Here is a 26,453-nt window from a genome sequence, read left to right as displayed (position 1 = left end):
CTTGAAATAGGAGACCCATCCATGCGCTACGCTTACGCCCAGCTGCCCGACATCATTTCCCACGATGAATGGCTCAGAGGAACCTCGGCGCTGCTTCAGGTGCGCGGCGCGGCGCTGAAGGATCTGGATCAGCAGATCCTCATGTATCACCGCAACCGGACAGTTCATCAATTCCACGCGCTGGTGCAGGCGTTCGAGCGCTGGAGATTATCTGTCGGCCCCGACGACGCCTGGAAGACCGGCTCGCGCAATGGCTCGAAATGCTTCACGCTGCTCGATCAGCAACTGCACGGCAAGGGCGACACGGACGCCGCGGCAGGCGCGCAGGACTTCATGACGCCCGCGCTCATCAACGCGCGCCTCGGCGTGCTGTATCTCTTCGGCAACCTGGAACTGGAGGACGACACGTTTCAAGTGCTGCTGGAAGGCGCATTCGATATCACCAACGTCGGACTCGGATTCGCGCCGGATACCAATGTCGCGGCGGCGCGCGCATCGGAAATACTCGACAACAGCGTCGTGCAGAAGTCGGCATCGCTCGCGCTCGAACAGGTGCAGAAGAAGATCAGGAAGCACAAGGAACCGACGCTCGTGAAGTCGAATCAGCTCGCGACTTCCACGCTCACGTTACCCGCGTTGAGCAGCGCGGCGCAACGGCTGTACGAAGCCATTCGCGCGAAAGTCGAGGAAGGCGCGAGAAAGCTGTGGGACATGATTCGCGAGAAGGTCGCGGACATCCGCAACGATCCCGGTGGTTTCGCGCTCGACACGATGCCCGCGCTCTTGCGCAAACTCGTCGACTTTCTGTGCGGCAAGCTGCTTGCGACGCTCGCGCCATTCATCGGCGCGGGGCTGGATATCGCCAAGGGCATCGCCAATACCGTCGACAGCAGCATCACCAAGTATCGCGAGTGGGTGCAAGGCCGCGATGTGCAGGTGCTGGCCGGGCATCCCGGAACCATCGTGGAAGCCATCAGGCGCGCGATGAAGCTGAGCATCGGCTCGGGCGTGTACGACCTCGTCAAGGGCGGAGCGAGCCTCGGTCTGCAGTTCGCCAGCCAGGGCGCATCGACCATCGTCGATGCGGTCGTGTCCATCATGGAGACGCTCGCGAAGGTCATCTGGAAGATCGTGGAGATCAAGCGCATCAAGCGCTTCTGCGACCAGGCGAAGGGATACTGGGAAGCACGCATGCAACGCGACGCGCTGCATACCCGGCCGATCGCCTTCAACGCCTGGTTCAAGCGCTACGCGGTGCCGATTCCGGCGCTCTCGGTGCTCGCGCTCAACTCGGGCATCTGCGGCGACAAGATGCACTTCCTCGCGATGTTCAAGGACGACGAGAGCATCGTCACGCAGGCGGAATTCACGGCGGGCGGCAAATACGTGGATAGCCTCAAGGTCTGGGGATCGGACTATCTGAGCGATGCGGGCTTCGCCTTCGATTCCGACGATGCGATGATCAAAGGCCTGCTCACGCTCGCCACGAGCCACAAAGAAGAGCAGACGTGGGATCTGAAGGTGCGCAAGGCCGTGCTCGGCTTCCTGAACGGATAGCGCCTTCCTGCATCGACCAGCCGACGCCTTCGCTCATGCGAAGGCGTTTTTTTCGTGTTCCGTCAGCAACACCGCGCGGCGTCGATTTGTTCCATCGATAAACAGAAAATTTGCGTGGAATAGAACGCGCGGCAAGGCTGTTTTCGTCGCAATCACTTCACGCTTCGAGGCCTCGCCGCGATGAACGCCCGAACCCTGCTGCAAACCTTTCGCTTCGGCGTCGCGCTCGCTTGTCTGTGCTCGCTTCACGGCGCGCAAGCGGGCCAGGCCACGCTGTTGCCCGAAGGAACGGTCACGCTGATTCGCGCGACGTCTGTCTTCAACGTCGATGCGCCCATCGCGCTCGAGCCGGGCGATCTGCTCGCCACCGACGCGCACGGCAGCGCGCAGATCGAAGACAGCGACGGCACGATCGTCGCGCTCGGCGCGGACACGCGCCTCGCCATCGATATCGCGCCGCACGGCGATGCGCTCGCGCTGCTCTCGGGCTGGATCAAGATCGCGCGTCCGCGAATGAGCGCTGCCGAGCCTTTTCCGATCGACACGCCCACGCTCGACGTCAGCCTGCGCGACGGCGCCGCAGTGCTGCACGCGGCCCGCGAGATGACCGCGCTCTTTCTCGAAGCGGGCAGCGTGACGCTCGCCCTGCCCGAACATGCCGACGCCCATCAGCAACTCGACGGCGAGCATTACGCCGAACGCGAGACCGGCAAACCGCTCGTCGTGGGCACGCGCGCCGCGCCGTCGTTCATCGCCGCGATGCCGCTGCCGTTCCGCGATCCGCTCGCGATGGCTTCGACGCCCGCGAAGGCGAAGCTCGTCGCGCCCGCGCAGGGCCGCCCCGCGACGTACGCCGATATCGCCGACTGGCTCATCGCGCCGCTGCCCATCCGGCGCAGCTTCGTCGCACGCTTTAGGCCGCTCGCGCAGAGCGAGCCGTTCCGCGCGCAACTGCGGCTGAACCTGCGCAATCTTCCCGAATGGCGGCGCGTGCTGTGCCCGCCTCCCGCCATGCCGCACCGTCGCGCGGTCTCGCCTGTGCAGGACAAATCAACCGAGGTGGAGTCATGAGACTGTCGCTCGCCGTCAAGTTCAATCTGGTGTTTCTCGCGGTTTTCGTCGTCGGCTTCGTGTCGGCCGGGTTCGCCGCGCGCGAGTTGCTGCGTCGCGCGGCCATCGAAGAGACCGTGCAGAATGCGCGCGTTCTCATGGAAGCGGCGAGCGCGGCGCAGAACTACACCGCGACGCAAGTCACGCCGCTCCTCCAGACGCAGCTCAAATACAGCTTCGTGCCGCAATCGGTGCCGGTCTTCTCGGCGGTCGAAACGCTGATGACGCTGGAGAAGCGACTTGCCGGATACTCCTATCGCTCGACGATGCTGAACCCGACCAATCCGCGCGACCGGCCTTCGGACTGGGAAACGGATGTCATCCGTCATCTGCACGACAAGCCGGAACTGAAGGAAATCGTCGGACTGCGCGACACGCCGTCCGGGCAAAACCTGTATATCGCGCGCCCGAACCGCATCACCGACGCCGCCTGCATGGAGTGTCACAGCGTGCCGTCGCGCGCGCCGAAAACGCTCATCGACAAATACGGTCCCGACAACGGCTTCAACTGGGCGATGCACGATGTCATCGGCGCGGACTTCGTCTCGGTGCCGATGGCGCTGCCCGTCGCGCGCAGCGACGCGGTGCTGCGCACCTTCCTCGGCTCGCTGCTCGCCGTATTCGTGCTGCTGCTGATCGCACTGAATGTGATGGTGCATCTGCTCGTCACGCGGCGCATCCGCGCCCTTTCGCGCGCCGCCGACGAAGCCAGCCTCGGACAACTCGACGGCGCGGACTTCACCGAGCGCGGCCGCGACGAGATCGCTTCGCTCGCCGCGTCCTTCGCGCGCATGAAGACGAGCCTCGTGGAAGCGTTCAAGATGATCGAGGCATGAGGTGAAAGCCGCCGCGATGGAGCCGCCGCGCATTGCACAGCTCGGCAAGTACCGCATCGAGGCGGTGCTGGGCACGGGTGCGATGGGCGTCGTCTATCGCGCGTTCGATCCGCATATCGAGCGGCATGTCGCGCTGAAGACCGTCCGTCACGAGTTGTTCGAGACCGGCGAGCGCGCGAGTCTCATGACGCGCTTGCGCAGCGAGGCGCAGGCGGCCGGGCGGCTCACGCATCCGAACATCGTCGGCGTATACGACTATGGCGAAGCCGATGACACTGCCTATATCGCGATGGAACTGGTCGACGGACACGCGCTGAAGCCCCTGCTCGACGCGGGCCGTCCGCTCGAACTCGCGCGCGCGCTCGACTGGTTCGCGCAACTGCTCGCCGCACTCGGCTTCGCGCACGCGCACGGCGTCGTGCATCGCGACATCAAGCCCGCGAACCTGCTCGTCAGCGAACAAGGGCGGCTGAAGGTCGCGGACTTCGGCGTCGCGCATGTCGAATCGTCGACGCTGACGCTCGCCGGCGCGATGATCGGCACGCCTTGCTACATGTCGCCGGAGCAGTTCGCGGGCGATCCCGTCGATGGCCGCTCCGACCTGTTTTCCGCCGCGGTCGTGCTTTATCAAATGCTCACCGGATGCCGGCCGTTCGCGGGCGCTTCGCAGGCCGAAGTCATGCGGCAAGTGATGCACGAGACGCCGCGCCTGCCGTCCGCCTGCAATCCGGCGCTGCCCCGCGAAATCGACGACGTGCTGATGCGCGCGTTGTCCCGCCGTCCGGCCGCGCGCTATCAGAGTGCCGACGCGCTGCGGCAGGCGCTTGCCGATGCATCGGGCAGCAGTCCCGCAACCTCGGATGACCGCACGATTCTCGAAGCGCAAACGATGGCGCCGGAAACAGGCTCCATGCGCGGCGACTCGCTGCCGTCGCTCACGATGTGGCCCGCCGCCACGCTCGCGTCGGTCGAAGCGCGGCTCGCCGCGCAGATCGGACCGGTCGCGCGTCTGCTCGTGCGGCGCGCGGCGGCGCGCATTGCCGATGCGCCGGATTTGCCGGCGCTCGTCGCCCTGCTCGCGCCGCATGTTCCCTCCGACAAAGGCCGCGCGCAGTTCGTCGCCGCCTTCGCGGACGGGTCGAACGTGGGCACGACCCACGGAGCGGCATCGGCTTTGTCATCGCTCGATGCGGAAGACGTGCGCGCCGCCGCGCTCAAGCTCGCCGTTTATCTCGGCCCGATCGCGACGATCATCGCGAAACGCGAGTCCACGCGCGCGGCCAGCCTGCGCGCGCTGCACGAACGGCTCGCGGCGGCGATCGCCAACGAGCACGACCGCGCGCGATTCCAGCGCGACGCCGGGCTGTAACGCCGCTTCACTACGACACGCATCCGAAGGAGCACGACCGATGAATCCCGACACGCCGATCCGCCTTGCCGCGTGCACCGCGTTCGGCCTTACCGACGCCGGCCGCGTGCGTCGCGAGAACCAGGACCGCTTTCTGATCGATCCGACGCTGAACCTCGTCGCGGTCGCGGACGGCATGGGCGGCCATGCCTTCGGTGCGCGCGCCAGCGCGACCGCGCTCGACTGCATCGCGATGCGACTCGCCGCCGATTCGACGTCCCGCATTCACGCCGACGGCGCGCGCACCGACGATCCCGACGCCACCGTGCACGATGCTTCCGCCTGCGCGATGCGCGCCGCCGCCGACGCGCTCGATCGCGCCAACGCGACGCTTCACGCGAAGAACCTGCGCGAGCGGCTCGCGCATCGGGCGATGGGCACCACGTTGACGGGCATCTGGCAGCCGCGCGGCTCGGCGCGGCTGATTTCGCTTCACATCGGCGACAGCCGGCTGTATCGATATCGCGATGGCGCGCTCATGCAACTGTCGCGCGACCAGACGCTTTATCAGCAGGCGCTGGAGTCCGGCGCGATCGAGCATTTGCCGCCGCGCAACGTGCTGTTGCAGGCGCTCGGGCCGTTGCCGTCGATCGCGCCCGTCGTGCAAGCGCATGCGTGGCTGCCCGGCGACCGCTACTTGCTGTGCAGCGACGGATTGCACGGCGAAGTGCCGCACGGCGAGATCGAAGCGGTGCTCGGATCGATGACGCCGCAAGACATCGGCCACGCCTGCGGGCGACTCGTCGCGCTCGCGCTCGATGCAGGCGGCAAGGACAACATCACGGCGGTCATCGCCTGCTTCGACGGCGATTAAGCGGCACGGTCATCGAAAAGCGCCGCGACGAACGCGGCGTCGGGCAAACCGGCGCTCGTGCGCAGCGTTTGCGCGTGCCACCAGACGCTCGTTCCCCAAGTCCCCGCATGCGGCGGCATCGGAACGACGTTCGCGTCATCTTCGGGCGATAACGCCAGCAATCCGGCATCGAAATTCGCAAGACTCGCGTGCTTGTCGAGCGTCGCGAGCGCGAGCGCGCCGCACTGCGCGAACCACGCGCGCGCATGCGGACGCCGCATCGGCCATGCATGAGTTTCGACGGGCGCGGCGATCGTCAACGGAAAATACCGGCCCGCATTATCGACGCTCGGCATCAGCACGCCCGCCCAGCCGCTTTCACCGAGCACGCCGCCGCCCAGCACGAAACACCACAGCGGCGCGGTCAGATACGCATCGAGCCACGCAGGCCCGAGCGCCGCGCGGCCCGCGACGAGGCCCGCCTGCAACATCGCATCCCAGGGAACGACGAAGCTTTGCGGCAGACGCCGCGTCACGAAATCGCCGTTGCCGCGCAGCTTGCCGAAGCATCCGGCGACACCCGGCGACGTCATCACAGATGCTCCGGGCAGCGGAATTGTTCGAGCGGCGCGCGCCGGAAAGGATTGACGACGCTCGTCGCATCGAGTTCGACCACGGCCTTGCGCCCGGCGGATTCGAGCGTGAGCTTGTAGCCGTCCGGCTGCGCGGTGGCGTCGAGCCTGCCCGCGTCGATGAGATGCAGCAGCGCCCACGGACCGCTCGCGTCGAGCGGCGCGGCTTGCGCGGCGGAAGCCGGATCGAACTGCGCGCTGGCGCGGCCCGTGTTCTTGCCGCTCGGCCATTGCAGCAGCATCGACTGAAGGCCGTCCTGTTTGAGCGCGAGCTGCTGTCCGTCGATGTCGAGATTCAGTTGCGTCACCGCCGGATCGAACGACAGCGCCTTCACGCGAAAACGGATCGACATGTCGCGGCTGCCGTCGTGGAAGAACGCATCGCGAATCTGCGCGGCGCGCTGGAATTGCGCGAGCGCGTCGCGCGGCATGCCCGCGGGTGGCGTGCCGGCGCGCCATTGCCAGACGGGCCCGCTCGTATCGACCAGTGCGGCAAGGTTCTTTTGGAAGAAATCGTCGATGAGGCCGCCCGGCGCGAACAGCTTGCCGAAGTCATCGGCGGCGACGTCGCGGGTCGAGCCATGCACGAACGGATAGCGGCCATCGAGCGCGCGGCGGCACAGCGGACCGGCATTCGCGTTCCACTGCGCGTCGAGCCGGGCGCGCTCGCCGCCTTCGAGGAGCGCGGTGCCCGCCGTGGCGATCGATGCGGCGACCGGCGTAAGCGGCGCGGGACTCGTCTGAGTCGCGAGCCTCAGCTTGCCGAGCGCGTCGCCGGCGGGCGCGGGCTGGCCCATTCTGCGGGCGGCATCGGCGGCATCGAGATACACGGCGGCGTCCTTGAGCGGCGCAAACGCGCGATCGAGCGCCGTGGCATCGCCCGGCTTGCCCGCGAGCTGATGCAGCGGCTGGAAGCGTTCGTCGACGCGCGTCGCCGTGTTCGCGCCGAGCGTCGTCTCGCGCGCCGCCGCGACGATGAACTTCCTGAGCGGCGAATCGGGCGCGGAAAGCTCGTTCGCGATGCGCGCGCCATCGGCGAGCGCGGTGACGGGCGCAGCGGTCACATCGTCGAGCAGGCTGTCCCACGCGTGGATGTAGGCGTCGAAATAGCGCTCGTCGAGCGCGGCGCGCAATGAAGCGATGCCATCGGACGTCAGCGCCACATCGTCGCGGCCGAGCACCCACGCGTCCTTCGCGACATTGGCGAGCGCGGCGTCGCGCAAACGCGTGTATTGCGCGTAGCCCGCGCGCGTGTAGGCGCCCGCGACGCCGGTCGTGAGCGGCGCGCCGCTCGTGCGCCGCAGCAGCAGCGGCGCGTTGGGACCGGCCGCCGCGCTCACGGTGAACGCCGGAACGTTCGCCTGCGCCAACTCGCCGTCCACCCGCTTGCCGATGCGCTGCGACAGCGGCAACTCCGCGAGCCGCGCGCGCGCCGCCTTGATGAGCGCATCGTCGAGCGGCAGCGACGGATCGAACTGCGCCTTGTCGAAGAGCGCGGCGAGATGCGCATCGAGCGCGCTTCGCTGCGCCGGACTTGCGTTGGCGGCAAGCGCCGGAACCAGATGCGCGCGCAGCGCGGCGGCATCGAAATGGCGCGCGTCGCCGAGCATCAGATAGGCACGCAGCGCTTCATATCGATTTACCTCGGATGGCGAATCATTGACCGTGCCGCCATCGTGCAATTCCTGCGTCAGTTTGCCGACCGCGAGCGGCAGCAACGTCTGATCGAGCAGACGCCGATACGTCACGCGCGCTTCCTGACCGAGCTTGTCGCCTTGATACAGCCAGAGCCGCGTGAGCCACGGCACCGGCTTGCCGGCGTCCGCGTAACCGCCGGGCAGCGCGCGCGCCGCGTCGAGCAGAGGGAGCACCGCGAGCGGATCGGCCGTCGCGTTCGCCTCGCGCGCCAGTTGCGCCACATGCTGCGTCTCGCGCTCGAATTCCGCGACATAGGCGCGATTGCGCTGGTAGCTCACCGCCATGCATGCGAGCGCGAGCATCAGCATCACGCCGACCAGCGCGAGCGCGCCGCGCCGCAGCCACGCGCTGCAGCGCTCGAAGCGAGCGTTCGCGCCGACGAGCCCGGCCTCCGCGATCACCACGTCCTTCAGCATCCGGTTGATGAAATACGCGCGGCCCGACGCATCGCGGTTATACGCCGCGTCGCGACGCAAGCCGAGCGATTGCGCGATGCTGCTGATCGCGCGGTCGATCGGCCGTCCATGCTGCGTGCCGCTCGTGAAATACACGCCGCGCAGGAGCGGCGACGCCTCGAAGCGCGTGCCGCGAAACGCGCCGTCGAGAACACGTCCGAGCGCCGGTTGCAGCCCCGCGAACTGCTGCGCGAAGCCGTAGATGCGCGCGCGCCGGGCGACATCGGTCTCACGCTGCATGCGATGCAGCACGCGCGCCCGCAGCCGCGTGCCGAGCGCGTCGAAGTCGGCGGCGAATGCCGCGAGCGCCGCGCCCGCGCCCGGCGATTCGTCGAGCGCGAACGTGATGCCCCAGACCTGATTGCGCTCCGCTTCGCCGAGATCGTCGAAAAATTCGGTGAAGCCCGCGAGCAGATCGCACTTCGTCACGACGACGTACACCGGAAAGCGCACGCCGAGCCGCTCGCTCAGTTCCGTGAGACGGCTGCGGATCGTGCGGATGTGCGCATCGCGCGCGGCGTCGTCCTCGCGCACGAGATCCGCCGCCGACAGCGTGACGATGACGCCGTTCAGCGGCCGCCGCGGCCGATATTTGCGCAGCAGTTGCAGAAAGCCCGTCCACGCGGATTCGTCGGCTTGCGCGTCGCTGTCCTGCGTTGTGAAGCGGCCTGCCGTGTCGACGAGCACGGCGTCGTCGGTGAACCACCAGTCGCAGTGACGCGTGCCGCCAACGCCGCCGATCGCGTCCTCGCCCAGCTTGTCGCGCAGCGGAAAACGCAGGCCGGAATGCGCGAGCGCCGTGCTCTTGCCGGTGCCTGGCGCGCCGATGAACATGTACCACGGCAACTGATACACCCATTGGCGGCCGTTGACGCCCTTCATGCGCGCCTGCCGCAGGATCGCGAGCGCCTGTTCGAAGCGCTCGCGCAGCACCGTAAGCTCCGCGCTGCCGGCGGCGGCCGCCTGTCCCTGCCCCGCGACGCCGCTCATGAAGCGCAGATTGACGAGCCGCGCGGCGATCAGGCGCGCGCCCCAGACGAGTCCCCATATCGCGATGAGCGCGGCCATCGCGATCCAGCGGCTGCGCGGCGTTTCGAGCGGCGCGTGACCGTTGAACGCGAACAGCGGCCCTTCGAACCACACGACGACGAGCAGCGCGAGCACGCCCGCCAGCGTCAGCCATTTCGGCATCCTGAGCGTTTCTGCGATTTTTTTCATCGATATCTCCATGCTGATATGCTTTACGAACGACTCACGACGAGGCGCCCGGCGCGAGCAGCGTGATCTCGACGCGCCGGTTTTTCGCGCGGCCTGCGGTCGTATCGTTCGATGCGAGCGGCTCGGCATCGCCGCGTCCTTCGGCGGAAAAGCGCGCGGGCGTCCCGGTCAGCGACGCGAGCATCGCGCGCACCCTCTCCGCACGCGCCTGCGACAGATACCAGTTCGACGGAAAGCGCGCCGACACGAGCCGCTGATCGTCGGTGTGGCCCGTCACGACGACCTTGCCGGGCACGCTCTTGAGCGCATCCGCGATGCGTCCGATCAGCGCGTCGTAGGCCGGATCGAGCGTAGCGCTGGCGGAGGCGAACAGGTTGTCGCCGTTGATCGTGACGATCGAGCGGTCCGCCGCCTTGCGCACCGAAACCAGTCCCTGACGAATCTCCGGCGCGAGGAAGGTCGCAAGCGTCGCGGCGGCGGCGGGCATCGCGGCAGGCGCGATCACGCTCGCCGGCGCGGTGGGACGCTCGCTCACGCGGATGCGGTTGAGCGCGTCGAACACGGGATCGGACGTGCGGTTCAGGCTCATCGCGAGCGCGATGTGCGTCGCCACCACGACGACGCCCGCGAGCGCGGCGCACACCCACGGCGGCATGCGCTGCCCGAGCGGGCGGCGCGCGCGTTCGGCGGGCCGCCAGTGCACCGAGAGTTCGGTTTCGAACGCGCCGCGCTGATCGCGGATGATGCGTTCGAGCCGCTCGCGCACGGATTCGAGCTGACTGCGCCCGCCATCGATCAGGCGATAGCGTCCTTCAAAACCGAGCGACAGGATCACGTACAGCAGTTCCAGCACGTCGATGTTGCGCGCCGGGTCCTGCGCGAGACGTTGCAGGATCAGAAAGAAGCGCTCGCCGCCCGACGCTTCGTTGTGAAACGTCACGAGCAGGCTGCGGCTCGCCCACACGCCGCTGCCCCACGGCGTGCCCGAGATCGCCTCGTCGATGCACGTACACAGGCAATAGCGCGCCGCCGCGAGCGTTTCGGTGTCGGCGCCGCTCGCGCGGGCATCGTGCTCGAAGGCGCGCATCATGCGCACGAGTTCGCCGCGCAGCGCTTCCATGTCGGTCATCGCGGCCCGCTGACGCAGCGGCAACGCCAGTTCGATCAGCGGATTCGCCGCGCGCACGAGCGGATTCAAACCGCTCGCCGCGGCCGGCAGCACCGGCGCGCGCGGCGCGTCTTCGGTGCGCGCGCGCTCCGCGACACGTCCGCCCGGTTGCGGAATCAGGATGGTGTCGTCCGGGTCGAAGCCGGTTTGCGGAAAGGTCGATGCATTCACAATGCGTTCCTTCGTCGGATAAGGCCGGGGATTCATGGGCGGATCGCCCAGAACTCGAACTCGATGCCGGGAAAATCCCCCGCGACATGCAACGCCACGCCCGCCGACGTCGCGAACTGCCGCCACAGATCGCCGCCGCGTTCCAGCTCGAAATAGGTGAAGCCGGCATGGAATGGCAACTGGCGCGGCGCGACCGGCAGCGCACGCAGCGCGATGCCCGGCAATTGCAGATTGACGAGATCGCGGATGCGCTCGACCGGCCCGAGCTTGGCCTGCTGCGGAAAGCCGTTGAGCAGCGCGGCGGGCGCGAGATCGGCCTTGACCGCGAGCACGAAGCTCGCCGAGCGGAACAGTTCGCGGTCCGGCACGATCGCCACGCGCAGGCCGTACTTGCGCTCCTCGAGCGCGATCGGCACCGCATGCGGGTCCATCACGGCGGCGAGCGCGGCGCGCAGCGCGTTGACGAGCGGCGTGAACGTCTCGTCGAGCCGCTCATGGCGATACGCCGGGAACGCGCCCGGACGCTTGCCGGACTGGCTGAAGGTGGCGAGTTCGCCCGCCAGTTGCAGCGCGTGCTGATGCAGGTCGTGCGGATGCAGGCCCGTCGTCGATGCAATCCCCGCGAACAACGGCTCGGCCCGGTTGAGCACTTGCAGCAGCAGAAAATCGGCGATTTCGGCGGCGCCGGTCGCGGCGGGCTGGGCGAGGCGCGCGGCGAGCGCATCGGCGCGCTGATGCATGAGGCCCGTGAGTTCGTCGACGAATCCGCACAGCCGCCGCGACACGCGATAGTCGAGGCACGGCGGCGCGTAGGCGGCATCGAGCACGATGCTGTTGTCCGCGCGGCGCTCGACGATGCGCGCGATCCCGAGCGACGTATGCGCGTGCGCCACGTCATTCTCGAACGCGAGGCGCAATTGCAGCTTGCCGACCTGCACGAGCGCGGCGCCGGTCGCGCCCTCGTTGCTGTCGAGCACTTCCGTTTCCTCGATGCGATGGCGCGCGAAGCCGTGGTGAGCCGCGTGCGCCGCATACGACGCCTCCGGCGCGCCGTGACGCGCGACCGGCAGCGCGAGCACGACCGTCAGATCGCGCGCGTCTTCGGGCACGGCGAGCGGCAGCGGCAGTTCATCGTCGATGGGCAGGCGAAACGGACTGCCATCGGGCAGCACGCCCGCGCACGCGTTCAGCGCGATGCGGCCGAGCTTCAGTTGCTCGACATCGATCTCCAGTTCCGAGAAGCCATACGCGTAAGGCCGCAGCGCGGCGCAGCGCGCGTCGATCTGCGCGCGTACATAGCGGTCATGCTGCTGAAGATGCTGCGGCTGAAGCAGCATGCCTTCGGACCAGATCACCTTGTTGTTTCTGGACATCGTCGCCTCGCGCCGGTTTCAAAGAGGGATGGAAGGAGCGAGCGGCTTCGTATCGGCGAAACTGTTCGCCTGCCGCTCGTATGCGTCGTTGAACGCGTTGCCGCACAGCGCCTGGAGATCGTCGGCGCTCGCGCGCGTCAGTTCGGCGTGCAGCACGACGAGTCGCTCCCACCGGCGCGCCTTGCGGCGCGCGGGCAGCCAGTCGAGCCAGCCGCGCCGCGCGTCGGCCGCCGCGATCGTCTGCGGATCGAAGCGGCCGAGCAGATGCTGCATCGCCGCGCGCGTGCCCGCGAGAACCGCGAGTTCGTGACGGCGGATATCGTCGAAAGCGCCTTCGAGCGCGGTCTGCGCGGGCAGATAGCCGGCGCTCGCGCCGCGCAGCATTTGCGCGAGCGCGCCGTCGCCGTCCGGGAAAAACTTGAGCGGGTTGTTGTCGCGCTGGACCAGCATCGTCGTGTCGAGGCTGATTTCGCGTTTCAGCACCGAGCGCGACAGCAGCACGTCCACCACGCCGCGCACCGCCGTGCGCAGCATCGCGCCCGCGAGACGCGCGACCTCGGCGGCGTCGCGGCTGCCGAACGCGGCGGCATCGACGCGCATGCCGTTGAGCAGCGCCGCGTAGGCCGATTCGGCGATGGCGTCGCTCGCGGCGGCGGCCGTCGTGCAAGGCGCGAGCGCGACGTCGCCGAGCGGATCGTAGTCGTGCGGAATGCCGCCCGCGGGCGCATGCGACGCATCACGGACCGGCGGCACGTAGGCGACCTGCTCGGGCGGAACGTGATCGCTCTGCGATCCGGCGAACGCCGCGTGGCCGTCGAGCCGATGCGGCGCTTCATGGGCGCAGAAGGCCACGGCGAGCGGATCGAAGCGCGGACCGGGCAGCGGCGAATCCGCCAGCACCTCCGCGAAGGCGAGCGGATCGTGCGCGAATGCTGCCGTCGCGGTTTCGCCGCTCTCCGCATTCAGCGGATCGAAGCCGCGACGGTCGTGCACGCCGAGCGGCGCATCGAAGGCTTCGGCGGGCGCGCGCGCCATCGCCCGCACGCCGAGCCGGTAGCCGCCGATCTCCAGCACATCGCCATCGGCGAGCGGCGCGCTGTGGCCGCCCGCGAGCGGCCGGCCATTGACCCGGCTCGGATTGCTGCCGAGATCGGCGAGCCGCCAGCCGTCCTCCGTCCAGTCGATTTGCGCATGCACGCGCGACACGGTCTTCGCCGCATCCGGCAGCACCAGCACGTTGCCGGGGCCGCGTCCGACGGTGCCGCCCGCCGCGCCGAAGCGGCACGCGAGCGGCGCATCGGGCGCGCTGCCCTGATAGCTCTCCACCGTGAGCGTGAGATACATCGCGTCTCCTTCGTGTCCGTTCATCGGGAACCGTCATCGGCCTGGCGGGGCGCGGCGGGCGCGTCGGGCGATGCACTCGCCGCGCCCGCGCCGCCACCTCCGCCGCCGCAGTTGATCTGCACGACCACGCCGTCGATCGACACCGGCCCGGCCGCATCGATCGCGATACCGGACGGCCCGAGCACGATGGTGTTGCCGCCCGCCTTGAGCGTGAGCGTCACGCCTGCCTCGATGGTGACGTTGGCCCCGCCCTTCACATCGACGTTAACACCCGCCCCCACCGAAATATTCGCCCCGCTTTTGTGTTGTGTATCGCCGCCGACATCGACGGAAAACTTGCCGCCGATGCGCGTGCGCTGGTCGCCCTGCACGGCGTCGCTACGATTGCCGCCGCAGCGCGCGAAGTCGTCCTGCTCGACGATTACATGGCGCTCGTTGCCGACGCGCGTGAGCGCGTCATGCTTGACCCAGGTTTCCAGATCGCGCTCGGCGTGAAAGAACAGTTGCTCGGCATGCTTCGTATCGTCGAAACGCATTTCGTTGAAACCGTTGCCGCCTTTCGTCGAATTGCTCCTGAGCGTCGTGCGCGCCATCTTCGCGGGCAGTTCGTAGGGCGTCGTCTGCGCGGCGTTGTAGACGCTGCCGATCACGAGCGGCTGATCCGGATCGCCTTCGATGAAATGCACGAGCACCTCCTGTCCGATGCGCGGCAGGAAGAACACCCCGTAGCCCTTGCCGGCCCACGGCTGCGCGACGCGCACCCAGCAGCGTTGCAACGATTCGCGCGCCGCTTCCGGTTCGAGCTGCTCCCAATGGAACTGCACCTTGATGCGGCCGTATTTGTCGGTATGGATCTCCGCGCCTTTCGGCCCGACGACCACCGCCGTTTGCGGCCCGGCGACGCACGCACGCGGCGTGCTGCGCGCGGCGCGAAATCCGGCGTCGCGCGGCAACGCCTTGAAAGCGCAATCGAAAACCGGCGGACGGTTGCGCGCATCGAAAGTCGAAAGATAGTAATCCGAATTGACTTCATACTCAGCCGATACGACGAGATATTCGCCGTTGTGCTGCGCGAGCGGATGGTCGCTCAACTGCACGGTCCCGCCGGGCCAGATGGCGCGCGCGGTCGTGCGCGCGCTCACGAAGACATTGGCCGCCTGATGCGCCTCGACGTGCGCGCGCGCAAGACGCTCGGCGTCTTCGTGGCGCTTGTAGCCGGGCGCGTGCTCCTGCATCGCGTAGACGGCTTCATCGAAACGCTTCGCGCGATGCGCGCGCGCGACGAGACCCTGTTGCGCCGATTGCGACGGCTTCTCGAAGTCGTAGTCGTTGATCTCGACGATACCCGTCGCCACTTCGCCGCCCGCCGACCATGCGTACAGCCATTCGTGCTCATGCGGCGCGCCGGTCTGCGCGCGAAACGGCAGCGCATTGCAATGCGGCGTCGGGCCATGCACCTGCGACGAATCCGTGAGGATCAGCCGATGCTTGGCGCCCCGATGCTCGATGTAGTAGTAAATGCCTTCGCGCTCGGCGATCCGGCTCACGAAATCGAAATCCGTCTCGCGATACTGCGCGCAGTGTTCACGACTCGGATACGCCGCCGAGCACTTGTTCTCGAAGTCGATGTGATAGTCCGCAAGCACGCTGCCGATGATCGCGGGCACGGTCATCTGGTGAAAGAACCGGCAGTGCGACGCGCGCGTGAGCAGCCACATACGCGGGCGCACTGTCGCGCGATACATCGCCGGGAGATTGGGCTGCGTGCTCGCGGGCCGCGCCAACTCGAACGCGGTGACGATGCCGTTGTACTCGCGCGTGCCGCCGGAAGGAATCGCAAGCGACAGCGAGAAGTCGCTGCCGAGCATCCTCGCGATGTCGAGATTCGAGCGGTCCGCGAGCAGTTCGAGATCCCATTGCGCGAGACGTCCCAGCTCCTCGCGTCCGCGCATGCGATACAGCACGAGCGCGTTCTTGCCGAGCGCGCAGGTCGTCTGCGCGATGCGATCGGTGTCGGTGAGCATCATCGGCGGCCTCGTCGTTCAGCGAATTTGCGTTGCGCATGTCGCCGGATCGGCGATCGTCACCACGCCGCCCCAGTTGCACACGCACTTCGACACGCTGTCGAGCGACGGCTGGTTGCCGAGCAGCACCGTGACCGCACCGGGCACCCACGGCGTCAGCGTCGCGGGCACGCAGGGCATGGGCGTCGGCGTGCCGAGGGCGGCGGCGGTGGCCGCGGCGACTTGCGGATTCGCCTGCGAGGTGCACATGCCGAACGGCATGATGTTCACGAGCGGCTCGTGGTCCATGATGTTCGCGGCAATCGCCCCTTCGCAGCGCACGCGGTTGACGGGCAGCACGACGAGCGCGGACGGCGTCATGCCGAACGAGCATTGCAGCATCGCGCCCATGACGACTTGTTGCGGCATGGCTTTCTCCTCAATCGAACGAATAGGTGAAGTCGCCGTCGGATACGCCGACTTCGACTTTTGCGACGCTGCGGCCATCGACGAGACGGCTAAGGAATTCCGCGCTCACGCGCGGCAGCACGGTGTTGGTCAGAATTGCGTCGATCATGCGGCCCCCGCTCGCGCGTTCCGTGCAGCGTCGCGCGATCTGGCCGACGACCGCGTCGTCGTATACGAAGCTCACGCGATGACGCTCGCCGATACGCCGCCCGATGCGCGCGAGTTGCAGGCGGATCACCGCATCGAGCATCGCTTCGTCAAGCGGGTAGTACGGAATCACGGCGACGCGCCCGAGCAGCGCGGGCGCGAACGCTTCGAGCAGCGGCTCCCGCAGCGCCCGCGCGATGTCTTCCGGCGACGGCACCGGAGACGACGCCTCATGCCCGGCGCCGCACATCCGCGTGATGAGTTCGGTGCCGACGTTCGTCGTGAGCAAGATCAGCGTATTGCTGAAGTCGATCTCGCGGCCTTCGCCGTCTTCCATGCGGCCTTTGTCGAAAACCTGGAAGAAGAGCTTGTGCACGTCCGGATGCGCCTTCTCGAATTCGTCGAGCAGCACGACGCTATAAGGACGACGACGCACCGCCTCGGTGAGCACGCCGCCTTCGCCATAACCGACGTATCCCGGCGGCGCGCCCTTAAGAAGCGACACGGTGTGCGCTTCCTGGTACTCGCTCATGTTCACGGTGACGACGTTGTCCTCGCCGCCGTACAGCGCCTCGGCGAGCGCGAGCGCGGTTTCCGTCTTGCCGACGCCCGAGGTGCCCGCCAGCATGAACACGCCGACCGGCTTGCAGGGATCGTCCAGGCCGGCGCGCGCGGTCTGTACGCGGCGCGCGATCATGTGCATCGCGTGAGCCTGTCCGACGATGCGGCGATTCAGCGTCGCGGCCAGATCGAGCACGCTGGCGGCTTCGTCGCGCACCATGCGGCCGACAGGAATGCCGGTCCAGTCCTGGACCACCGACGCAACCGCGTGTGCATCCACGCCCGGCAAAATCAGCGGCGCTTCGCCCTGACGTTGCGCGAGTTCGTCGGTCAGGGCCTTGAGGTCCGCAAGCGCGACGGACTCGCCGCCCTCTTCGACAACCCGGCGCGCCTCGAGAATGCGCTGGACCAGCGCGCGCTCCGCTTCCCAGCGCGCGGTCAGATCGGCAAGGCGGATGCGCTCGGCGTCGAGCCGCGCGGCGACATCGGCGGCGCGTTCTTCGGTGTCGATGCCGAGCGCCGCTTCGCGCGCCACGATCTCGCTTTCCGTCGTCCACGTCTCGATGCGACGCTTCGCATCGTCGATGGCGGGCGGCAGCGCCTGCTGACTCACCGCGACGCGCGCGCAGGCGGTATCGAGCAGGCTCACGGCCTTGTCGGGCAACTGGCGCGCGCGAATGAAACGATGCGACAGCTTCACCGCCGCCTCCAGCGCCTCGTCGAGCACCTGCACGCCGTGATGCCGCTCCATCTTGCGCACGAGGCCGCGCATCATCGCGATCGCGTTGGGTTCGGAAGGCTCGGGCACCTTGACCGCCTGAAAGCGCCGCGTGAGCGCCGGGTCCTTCTCGATGTGCTTCTTGTATTCGACCCACGTCGTCGCCGCGATGGTGCGCAGCGTGCCGCGTGCAAGCGCGGGCTTGAGCAGGTTGGCGGCATCGCCGGTGCCGGCCGCGCCGCCCGCGCCGACGAGCGTATGCGCCTCGTCGATGAAAAGAATCACCGGCTTGTCCGACGCCTGCACCGCTTCGATCACCTGCTTCAGCCGGTTCTCGAATTCGCCCTTCACGCTCGCGCCCGCCTGGAGCAGCCCGATGTCGAGCGTTCGCACGACCGCGTCGCGCAACGCGGGCGGCACGTCGCCGGCGACGACGCGCTGCGCGAAGCCTTCCACCACCGCCGTCTTGCCGACGCCCGCCTCGCCCGTGAGGATCGGGTTGTTCTGCCTGCGCCGCATGAGAATGTCGATGACCTGGCGAATCTCCATGTCGCGCCCGACGATTGCGTCGAGCTTGCCTTCGCGCGCCTCGGCGGTCAGATCGACGGTGTAGCGGGCGAGCGCGTCGTTCCGTGCGAGCGGCGCGGCGGGTTCCGCGGCGGGCGCAGACTGCGCTTCCGGCGAGCCGTCGAGCAGCGCGTCGAAGCGGGCGGACAGCGCGTCGAAGCTGATCTTCTCGAACTGGCGCGAAAGCGCGTAAAGCGCGTTGCGCAGATTCGGCGTGCGCAACATGCCGATCACGAGATGGCCGGTGCGTACCTTCCCGGCGTTGAACATGAGCGAGCCGAAGACCCAGCCGCGCTCGACGGCTTCGTCGACTTGCGCGGAGATATCGGAGACGGACGTCGCGCCGCGCGGCAGCCGGTCGAGGGCGGCGGTCAGATCGCGTTCGAGCGCGGCCTCGTCCAGCTCGAAGTGCCGCACGAGGCGACGCACATCCGAATCCGCCGCGAGCAGGATCTGATGCATCCAGTGCGCCAGTTCGACATACGGATTGCCGCGCAGCTTGCAAAAGGCGGCGCCGTTTTCGATCGCGCGATAGGCAAGCGGATCGAGCTTGCCGAACAAGGCCATGCGGCTGATTTCAGTCATGAAGAGTCTCCTTGCGATGGCTCGTTTTCGCGTGCCCGGCGATCACGACCCGATGGTTGTCATGGACCGGCGCGCCGCTCGTGAGCCAGGTGTTCCGGCCCAGACGCGCGCCGCTTTTCGCATTCCCTTGCAGACGCAGCGGCGGCACGTCCTCGCGCTTCAGATGCAGCGCCACGTCCCAGTCGAGCGGATCGCGCACGTAGTTGCGGACCCAGTCGGCGAGCTTCGTGAGGCTGGTGCCGCCCGGCAGGAAACGCATGAAGTCGACATAGCCGAGCGGCCCGATCGCGATGCGAAACTTGTGCTGGCAATCCCAGACCCGCGTGCCGACGACCGTCGATACGCCGAGCCGCGCGCCGCCGAGGCGTGTGTGCGCGTCGTCCGGCAGCGCGATCCAGTGGCCGCGCCACGGTTCGATCGACGCGTTCACGCCGAAGAAGCGCGCGAGAATCAGCCGCAGCCCGTCGGCATGGCGCGTCGGCGCGGCGAGCACGCCCGCGAAATGGCGCTTGGCGGAGTCGGGCACGGCGTCGCGATCGGCGAGCGCGGGCGCGCCCAGACCGAACAGGCTGCCGACGTAAGCCGCGAAGCGATCGTCGCGCGGACGGTCGGCGCTCACGACCGGCTGAGCATCCGCCCATGCGCGGTAGAACAGCGACAGCATCCGGTGATGGAACACATCGAGAAAACGTGCGAGCGTCGGATCGTTCGCGTTACGCACGCGCTCGCGCACGTAGGCGGTCAGATGCGTCGGCAGCGGGCCGTTCGGTCCGAGCAGGCCGAGGAAATTGACCGCCAGCCGCCCCGGCTTGCCGTGCTCGCCCGGCATGTAATCGCCGAGCGTCGTCGCGTGAAAGATCAGCTCCGGGTCTTGCGAGAGCCGCACGGCGTCGTCGCGCGCGGACAGCGACCGGCCGAGGCGCGGACGCTCGCCATGCGCCCGCTCGATCAGCCGCAGCGCCTGGAAGAAGTCGAAGCGGCGGGCGTCGCGCGCGAGCACGCCGTCGATGGTCAGAGCGTCGCGCATCGTCCGGTCCTCGCTAGCCAGTGCATCACCGGACCGCGCGTGAGCGTCGCGACCTGGGTCTCGGTGAACGAGTTGATCGACACGTACTGCGCGAAAAACTGCGCGAGCACCGCGCCGAGCAGGAACGCGCTCCCGCCTTCGAATGCGGCGTCATCGAAGTGCAGGGTGATCGCGAGGCCGCGCCCGTAGACGATCGGCCCCGGCGACGGCAGCCGCCGCACGACCGGCGCGCACGACACCGAGCGCAAGCCTTCGACCTGCCGGTGCGCGGCGGCATCGTCGGCGGGACAGTAGAGCGCGAGCAGTTCGCGCAGCGCGCGGGCGCCTTCCTGCTCGTCCGTATCGACGAGCGACGCGTAATTGAGCGAAAGATGATCGAGCAGCCGCCACGCCGACGGCCCTTCCGCGAACGAAGGCAGCGGCCGGCTCGGGCCCGCGACGCAGCGCACGGCGGTGACGGGCGCTTCCGTCTCGAGCGTGAAATCGGTCGATCCCGCGCCGACCGGCATCGAAAGCGGCAGATCGCGGTTCGTGCACCACGCGCTGATGCCGAGCTGACGCACGTCGCCGCTTTCGGGCGCGCTCGACGCATCGACCAGCGCGATGAAGGCTTCGCTGCCGAGGTAGCTGCTGCGCGCGCCGTTCTGCAACTGCCGCACCGACGCGCGCCGCGACTCGCGCCGCAGTTGATAGAACGCGCCGCCCTCGCCCGGCATGTCGAGATCCTTCGCGCAGTGGAGCGGCCGATACTGCTTCCGCGCATCGGCGCCCGCGCCGTAACCGGTGACTTCGTCGATCTGATGGATCTCGTAGTCCATCGGACGCGTGCGGTCGACGACAACGTGATATTCGAACTCCGTCTCCGAGAGCGCGACGCGGTCGGTACGGCGGCGAAACAGGTTGATGGCGGGCGTGCAGTCGAGCGCGAAGTTCGACGCATCGACGGCGCGTTCGAGCGACGCGTCCGCCTGATCGAGCAGGATCACGATCTCCGCTTCCCGCCCGCGGCAGTGACGCAGCGCGTCGCGCAATCCGGTCACTTCGACGAACATGAAGCGCGGCGCGAAGGCGAAATACTCCTGCAGCAGCCGATAACCATCGAACGATTGCCGGCCGACCGGCAGAAGTGCCTCGTCATCGGCGAAACCGAGCGGCCGCAGCGCGGTTTTCGGCAACACGGCGACGGTGGCCGCCGCGCCTGCGTCGTTGCCCGGCTGGATCACCGCGACGCCGACGCAATGCGCGAGCAGCCGTTCGTGCAGCTTCGCCGGCAAGCCATCCGGGCCGCGCAGATAGAGCGCGAGTCGGTCGAGCGAAAGGCGCTCGAAGCCGAGCGCGCCGGTCGCGCGCAACCGCAGGCGCAATCCCGCCTTCACGCTTGCGGGCAGCGCAGGCGACGACGCGTTCAGCGAGCCCGCATGCGTGAAGAACTTCGCCTGCGCGATCTCCACAGGCCACAACGTGACCGCATGCGCGGTGCGAAATTCGCAGCGCGTCGACGCGGATTTGTCGAGCATGCCGCGCAGCGCGGTATGACGCGGCACGACGATGCCATCGGCGCTCGCCGCGAGTTGCGGATTCGCGTGATCGGCTTGAAGCTGCACGACCGTCATCGACGGCGTCGGCGCGAGATAGTGCGGATACGCCAGCTCCAGCAGATGCTGCGTGAAACGCGGGAACTCGGCGTCGAGCTTCATCTGCACGCGCGCGGCGAGAAAGCTGAAGCCTTCCAGCAGCCGCTCGACATACGGGTCCGCGCATTCGACGCCATCGAGCGCGAGCCGTCCCGCGATCTTCGGAAACGCGGCTGCGAATTCACCGCCCATCTCGCGGACGTGCTGCAGCTCCTGGCTGTAGTACCTAAGGAACGCGGGATTCATGCCGGTTGCTCCACGGCCCGAGCGTCGCAGACGCGCACATCGCCCGCTTCGAGATCGAGTTCCGTGCGCAGGAACAGGCGCTCGGGATACGGCTGCGACCACATGTCCGCCTCGATCTCGAAGCAGATCACGTGGCCGCCTCGCGTGCGCTTCGCGTCGTCGATCGCCGTCACGCGCACCGATTCGCGTGCGAGTCGCGGCTCGAACGCCCACAGCGCGTCGCGAATCATGCGCTCCAGCGCCCCTGATGCGAGCGCGGCGACGTCACGGCCCGCGAGATCCGGCAGGCCGAAATTGAGCACCGACGTCGCGACATGCGGCAGGTTCGCCACGTCCGCACCATTGCCGAGACAGCTCGCGTTGAGCAGCCAGCCGATGTCGCGTTGCACGCTCTCGCGCAGCGCACGCGCCGACATCACGCGACGCTCGCGGGATTCATGGCGCGCGTGCGGTTCGAAATCGGTCAGACGGTCCAGCAGCGAAGGCTGCAGGCGGTCGCGGGCGGAAGGTTCGGACATGGCGGTTCCTTTGTGCACGGAATGATCGAGGATCACGCGGCTTTCGCCGTCGGCAGCTTCGACACGAGCCGCAGCGACACCGTCAGACCTTCGAGCTGGTAGTGCGGGCGCAGGAAGAACTTCGACGTGTAGTAGCCCGGATTGCCCGCCACTTCCTCCACGATGACCTGCGCATCGGCGAGCGGCTTGCGCGCCTTGGTGTCGTCGGAAGAGTGCGTGGGATCGCCATCGACGTATTGAAGAATCCAGTTCTGCAGCCAGCGCTCCATGTCGTCGCGTTCCTTGAACGAGCCGAGCTTGTCGCGCACGATGCACTTCAGGTAATGCGCAAAGCGGCAGCACGCGAACAGATACGGCAGGCGCGCGGCGAGATTCGCGTTGGCGGTGGCGTCGGGGTCTTCGTACTCGGCCGGCTTGTGCAGCGATTGCGCGCCGATGAATGCCGCGAAGTCCGAGTTCTTCTTGTGCACGAGCGGCATGAAGCCGTTCTTCGCGAGTTCGGCCTCGCGCCGGTCGCTGATCGCGATCTCGGTCGGACACTTCATGTCGACGCCGCCGTCATCCGTCGGGAACGCATGCACCGGCAATCCTTCGACCGCCCCGCCCGACTCGACGCCGCGAATGCGCGAGCACCAGCCGAACGTATTGAACGAGCGCGTGATGTTCGCGGCCATCGCATACGATGCGTTCGCCCACGCGTACTTGCTGCTGTTCGCGCCAGCGGTGTCTTCCTCGAAGTCGAACGCCTCGACCGGATCGCACTTCGCGCCGTACGGTGCGCGCGCGAGAAAACGCGGCATCGCAAGGCCGATATAGCGCGAGTCCTCCGAATCGCGCAGCGAGCGCCACGCGGCGTGCTCGGGCGTCTGGAAGATCTTGGTCAGATCGCGCGGATTGGCGAGTTCCTGCCACGATTCCATCAAGAGCGCCGCCGGGTCCGCGCCCGCGATGAACGGCGCATGCGCCGCCGCCGCGATCTTCGCGATCTGCGTGAGCAGGTCCACATCCGGGCCGCTGTGATCGAAGTAGTAATCCGCGACCAGCGCGCCGTAAGGCTCGCCGCCGAACTGGCCGTACTCTTCCTCGTAGAGCTTCTTGAAAAGCGGGCTCTGATCCCACGCGACGCCGCGATACTTCTTCAGCGTCTTGTGCAGTTCCGGTTTCGAGATGTTCAGCACGCGGATCTTGAGCGACTCGTCGGTTTCCGTGTTGTTCACGAGGTAATGCAGGCCGCGCCATGCGCTCTCGACTTTCTGGAACGGCTCGCTGTGCAGGATCAGGTTGATCTGCCCGGTGAGCGTCCGATCGATCTGCGCGATGAGCGCTTCGATAGTCGCGAGGACATCGCCGGAAATCACGCCGGTGTCGCGCAAGGCCTGCTCGGCTAGCGTGCGCACCGCGTTCTCCACAGCGTCGCGGGCACGCTCGGACTTCGGCTTGAATTCCTTTTGCAAGAGCGTGGAGAAGTCGTCGAGTTCGGGCGCCGCGTCGATGATGGTAGGGCTGCGCTGTTGCTGGATGCTGAGATCGTTCATCGCGTCATGCTCCGGTCACGGGTTTGTCGGCGTCGTCGTTTGCGCGCGGCTGGGCGGCGAGCGCCTTCATCAACGCGGGCTCTTCCAGCAGCCGGGCGATCAGCGCTTCGGCACCGGTCTTGCCGTCCATGTAAGTCAGCAGGTTCGCCAGTTGCGTGCGCGCTTCGAGCAGTTGCCGCAGCGGCTCGACCTTGCGGGCGATCGCGGCGGGCGTGAAGTCGTCCATGCTCTCGAAGGTCAGATCGACCGCGACATTGCCGTCGCCCGTCAGCGTGTTGGGCACCTGCACCGCGACGCGCGGCTTCATCGACTTGAGGCGTTCGTCGAAGTTGTCGACGTCGATCTCCAGAAACTTGCGCTCGGTGGCGGGCGCGAGCGGCTCGGCGGGCTGGCCCGACAAATCCGCGAGCACGCCCATCACGAAGGGCAAGTTGACCTTCTTTTCCGAGCCATAAACCTCGACGTCGTATTCGATCTGCACGCGCGGCGCACGATTGCGCGCGATGAATTTCTGACTGCTTTCTTTTGCCACGATGTCCACTCCTGTGCTTGTGTCCGGGACCGGTCAGACGACGCCGCCCAGATGCCTGAATTGATGTGCGCCATCCGGCGCGACGTCCTCGATGATTTCGATGAAGCTCTTGCCGACCAACCTGCGCGCGCGTTGCAGCAACACCGGCAACGGGCTCGACGGCTCGCATTCGGCGTAGTACGCGCAGATCGCGTCGAGCGCGTCGCCCACGTCGCGTGCGCTCGCGATGCGCCGGGGCGTGGTGGGTCCGGCCACGGCGGCGTGCTGCGCCGCCGGACCGGAGCCCGCGCCCTCTTCACTGCTGCTGGTCTCCATCACACTTCCCCTTCTCCCCGTATCCGGGTCCAGCACGTCGACCCGTGCCGCGACGAACTCCCCGATGCGTCCGAGCGGCCGGGCGAGCGGCCCGAAATCGAGCGCGCGCGACGGCCCCACCCGAGCCGTCAGCGTGCTCTCGATGTTCGCGAGCGACGCCCGCGCCGATGAGAGCGCCGCGCCCATCGCCCGCGCTTCGTCGATACCGGCTTGCGCGAACGCTCCATCGATGGCGGCGAGCGTCGGCATCTCGTCGCCTTCGGCAAGCGGCGCTTCGCCCGACATCACATCGAGCTCGCGCAGCGCGAAACCACGCTGGCCGCGCGGCGCGACGAAGGGCACGTCGCGCAGATCGCCGGCGAGTCCCGCATCGTCGACGAGCGCCGACAGCGCGTTGACCCGCGCGGTCGGATCGTCGCCATCGCTGGGATCGAGCTGCGGATGCACGCCGCCCCAGTGCCGATCGAGCAGCCCTTCGATCAGCGCAAGGCCGCGCGCCAGTCCGATGAAACCCTCGCGAACCGTGCTCGAACGCGTGTAGTGCACCGCGACGCGCAGATCGCGCGTGCGTTCGAGCAGGGTCATCGAGAGTGCGTGGGCGAGCGTCCAGTCGGGCGGCGTGGCGGCGATCACGGTGCCGCCGTACTGGGCGTCGGGCTTGCCGGCGAGCGCCTCTTCCAGCGACCGGAAATCGGCGCTGTACTCTTCGTCCTCGCCGCACGGAAGATCCGGCGTGAGGTCGGCGAGCCAGCCTGCGATATCTGCGCGATTCATGGTGAGGTCCGTATGAGGCGTGGGTTAGTCTGTCAAGCGACGGCTCATTCCGACTTGTTCTTCGGGATGTTCCACTTGCCCGTCACCACGCCGCCCTTCTTCGCGCCGGTGTTGTCCTGCGGCTGATACTCCATGTTGAATTGCGCGAAGTTGAGCGTGACGCTCTCGGCAACCTGATCCCCGCCGCCCGAGCCCACCGAATGGCTGCTGATGAGCACTTCCTTGAGCGTGATCTTCAGATACTCGACCGGATCGGTGCCGCCCGCCTTGCGCAGCGTGAGCACGGCCTCAGGCATGTGCACGCCCTGGCAGCACGACTGCACGATCGTCGGCGAGCTTTTATCGACATACTTGCTGATCGTGAGGTCCTGCACCGCCGCGGTTCCGGTGCCGCCGCCCGTGCCGGTGTGCGTGGTGCCCGTCTGCGCGCACCCCCACGACCAGCTCAACACTTCGATCTCTTCGGTGTGACCCACCGCCAGAGATTCACCCTTGATATCGCCCAGCTTGAGAAACATATCCACAGCCATGTCAGTCTCCAGAGAAAAATGCGCCTTGCGGCACAGGCAAAATTCGCGTCGCCATTGGATCGCGAAGCTTGGTTCGCGAGCTTGATTCAGCCCGCATTGATTCGGATGCCTAATCTAAATCGATGCTTCCGCGCGTTCGAAACGCCACTTATTCAGGCGAGCGCACGGCGGATCGCCACCGCCACGGCTATCACGGCGCCGCGCTCGCACAGCGCCGCCCAGCTTTCGAGCGTGTCGCGGCTGACCGCCGGCGCTTCGCAAAGCTGCGCAAATCGTTCGAGCGTTGCCGTCGAACCGGCTATGCTATGAAAACGTTCGCGTCCGATGCACGCGTCCAGCATGACCGCCATGCCTGCCTGCCGGGCCCGGTCGAGGAGGGTCTCCATGATCTGTCTCCTATTCGGTGGTTCGAGTGCGCGCCGTTGCGCGATCCGTGACCCGAAAACAGCCGCCCCCGTCCGCTTATTCCGAAAAAAAATCGAAAAATTTACGGAATAGATCGGCGTCTGGAGTGTTGTCAATCATGAGCG

At 67.5% G+C, this 26,453-nt stretch carries 21 protein-coding genes; 5 read left to right on the top strand and 16 right to left on the bottom strand.

Features of this window, described 5'->3' with window-relative positions; genetic code table 11:
- Window positions 1-21 precede the first annotated feature (21 nt).
- From LDZ23_RS32045 to LDZ23_RS32025, 5 genes are all read left to right on the top strand, one after another.
- Window positions 22-1,557, top strand: a complete 1,536-nt coding sequence (locus LDZ23_RS32045; RefSeq protein ID WP_244808432.1) for a hypothetical protein — start codon at window positions 22-24, stop codon at window positions 1,555-1,557.
- A 180-nt stretch (window positions 1,558-1,737) separates the two neighbouring features.
- A complete protein-coding gene (locus tag LDZ23_RS32040) occupies window positions 1,738-2,628 on the top strand; it encodes a FecR domain-containing protein (RefSeq protein ID WP_244808431.1) in 891 nt (296 codons plus the stop codon).
- Complete coding sequence (locus tag LDZ23_RS32035) at window positions 2,625-3,503, top strand: Tll0287-like domain-containing protein (protein ID WP_244808430.1); 879 nt, start codon at window positions 2,625-2,627, stop codon at window positions 3,501-3,503. The genes LDZ23_RS32040 and LDZ23_RS32035 overlap by 4 nt, the downstream gene beginning before the upstream one ends.
- A 1-nt stretch (window position 3,504) precedes the next feature.
- Window positions 3,505-4,872, top strand: a complete 1,368-nt coding sequence (locus LDZ23_RS32030; protein WP_244808429.1) for a serine/threonine-protein kinase — start codon at window positions 3,505-3,507, stop codon at window positions 4,870-4,872.
- A 40-nt stretch (window positions 4,873-4,912) separates the two neighbouring features.
- The gene (locus LDZ23_RS32025) at window positions 4,913-5,725 is read left to right on the top strand and encodes a PP2C family protein-serine/threonine phosphatase (protein ID WP_244808428.1); all 813 of its coding nucleotides are present in this window, start codon (window positions 4,913-4,915) and stop codon (window positions 5,723-5,725) included.
- On the opposite strand, the gene tagF is transcribed toward LDZ23_RS32025, so the two are convergent.
- The 16 genes from tagF to LDZ23_RS31945 all read right to left on the bottom strand — a co-directional run bounded on the left by tagF (window position 5,722) and on the right by LDZ23_RS31945 (window position 26,309).
- Entirely contained in the window at window positions 5,722-6,297 is a 576-nt protein-coding gene (gene tagF / locus LDZ23_RS32020) for a type VI secretion system-associated protein TagF (RefSeq protein WP_244808427.1), read from the bottom strand. The two genes, LDZ23_RS32025 and tagF, sit on opposite strands and share 4 nt — an antisense overlap.
- Window positions 6,297-9,707, bottom strand: coding sequence for a type VI secretion system membrane subunit TssM (gene tssM, locus LDZ23_RS32015; RefSeq protein ID WP_244808426.1), 3,411 nt, complete (start codon window positions 9,705-9,707; stop codon window positions 6,297-6,299). Before tssM ends, tagF begins: the two co-directional genes overlap by 1 nt.
- A 34-nt stretch (window positions 9,708-9,741) precedes the next feature.
- Window positions 9,742-11,082 (bottom strand): type VI secretion system protein TssL, long form, encoded by a 1,341-nt coding sequence (gene tssL, locus LDZ23_RS32010; RefSeq protein ID WP_244808425.1) that lies wholly within the window; start codon window positions 11,080-11,082, stop codon window positions 9,742-9,744.
- Complete coding sequence (tssK, locus tag LDZ23_RS32005) at window positions 11,079-12,419, bottom strand: type VI secretion system baseplate subunit TssK (RefSeq protein WP_244808424.1); 1,341 nt, start codon at window positions 12,417-12,419, stop codon at window positions 11,079-11,081. The genes tssL and tssK overlap by 4 nt, the downstream gene beginning before the upstream one ends.
- Window positions 12,420-12,437: 18 nt before the next feature.
- Window positions 12,438-13,763 carry a type VI secretion system-associated FHA domain protein TagH gene (gene tagH / locus LDZ23_RS32000; RefSeq protein WP_244808423.1) on the bottom strand — a complete coding sequence of 442 codons (1,326 nt, stop codon included), beginning with the start codon at window positions 13,761-13,763 and terminating at the stop codon, window positions 12,438-12,440.
- Between the two features lie 20 nt (window positions 13,764-13,783).
- The gene (locus tag LDZ23_RS31995; protein ID WP_244808422.1) at window positions 13,784-15,790 is read right to left on the bottom strand and encodes a type VI secretion system Vgr family protein; all 2,007 of its coding nucleotides are present in this window, start codon (window positions 15,788-15,790) and stop codon (window positions 13,784-13,786) included.
- A gap of 15 nt (window positions 15,791-15,805) precedes the next feature.
- A complete protein-coding gene (locus tag LDZ23_RS31990) occupies window positions 15,806-16,195 on the bottom strand; it encodes a DUF4280 domain-containing protein (protein ID WP_244808421.1) in 390 nt (129 codons plus the stop codon).
- 10 nt (window positions 16,196-16,205) lie between these two features.
- On the bottom strand, window positions 16,206-18,812 hold the full coding sequence (gene tssH, locus LDZ23_RS31985; RefSeq protein WP_244808420.1) for a type VI secretion system ATPase TssH: 2,607 nt from the start codon (window positions 18,810-18,812) through the stop codon (window positions 16,206-16,208).
- The gene (gene tssG, locus LDZ23_RS31980) at window positions 18,805-19,839 is read right to left on the bottom strand and encodes a type VI secretion system baseplate subunit TssG (RefSeq protein WP_244808419.1); all 1,035 of its coding nucleotides are present in this window, start codon (window positions 19,837-19,839) and stop codon (window positions 18,805-18,807) included. The genes tssH and tssG overlap by 8 nt, the downstream gene beginning before the upstream one ends.
- Window positions 19,824-21,719: a type VI secretion system baseplate subunit TssF gene (gene tssF, locus LDZ23_RS31975; protein ID WP_244808418.1), complete on the bottom strand. Its 1,896-nt coding sequence runs from the start codon at window positions 21,717-21,719 to the stop codon at window positions 19,824-19,826. The genes tssG and tssF overlap by 16 nt, the downstream gene beginning before the upstream one ends.
- Complete coding sequence (gene tssE / locus LDZ23_RS31970; RefSeq protein ID WP_244808417.1) at window positions 21,716-22,237, bottom strand: type VI secretion system baseplate subunit TssE; 522 nt, start codon at window positions 22,235-22,237, stop codon at window positions 21,716-21,718. Before tssE ends, tssF begins: the two co-directional genes overlap by 4 nt.
- A 32-nt stretch (window positions 22,238-22,269) precedes the next feature.
- On the bottom strand, window positions 22,270-23,772 hold the full coding sequence (gene tssC / locus LDZ23_RS31965) for a type VI secretion system contractile sheath large subunit (protein WP_244808416.1): 1,503 nt from the start codon (window positions 23,770-23,772) through the stop codon (window positions 22,270-22,272).
- Between the two features lie 4 nt (window positions 23,773-23,776).
- Window positions 23,777-24,304: a type VI secretion system contractile sheath small subunit gene (tssB, locus tag LDZ23_RS31960; protein ID WP_244808415.1), complete on the bottom strand. Its 528-nt coding sequence runs from the start codon at window positions 24,302-24,304 to the stop codon at window positions 23,777-23,779.
- A gap of 33 nt (window positions 24,305-24,337) precedes the next feature.
- Window positions 24,338-25,393, bottom strand: coding sequence for a type VI secretion system protein TssA (gene tssA / locus LDZ23_RS31955; RefSeq protein WP_244808414.1), 1,056 nt, complete (start codon window positions 25,391-25,393; stop codon window positions 24,338-24,340).
- 44 nt (window positions 25,394-25,437) lie between these two features.
- Window positions 25,438-25,923 carry an Hcp family type VI secretion system effector gene (locus LDZ23_RS31950; protein ID WP_061159551.1) on the bottom strand — a complete coding sequence of 162 codons (486 nt, stop codon included), beginning with the start codon at window positions 25,921-25,923 and terminating at the stop codon, window positions 25,438-25,440.
- Between the two features lie 152 nt (window positions 25,924-26,075).
- Window positions 26,076-26,309, bottom strand: a complete 234-nt coding sequence (locus tag LDZ23_RS31945; RefSeq protein WP_244808413.1) for a hypothetical protein — start codon at window positions 26,307-26,309, stop codon at window positions 26,076-26,078.
- Window positions 26,310-26,453 lie beyond the last annotated feature (144 nt).

This window comes from Caballeronia zhejiangensis, from assembly GCF_022879815.1.
Lineage (GTDB): Bacteria > Pseudomonadota > Gammaproteobacteria > Burkholderiales > Burkholderiaceae > Caballeronia > Caballeronia zhejiangensis.
Note: the sequence above shows the minus strand (reverse complement) of the source record. Positions and strands in the feature narration are given on the sequence as shown.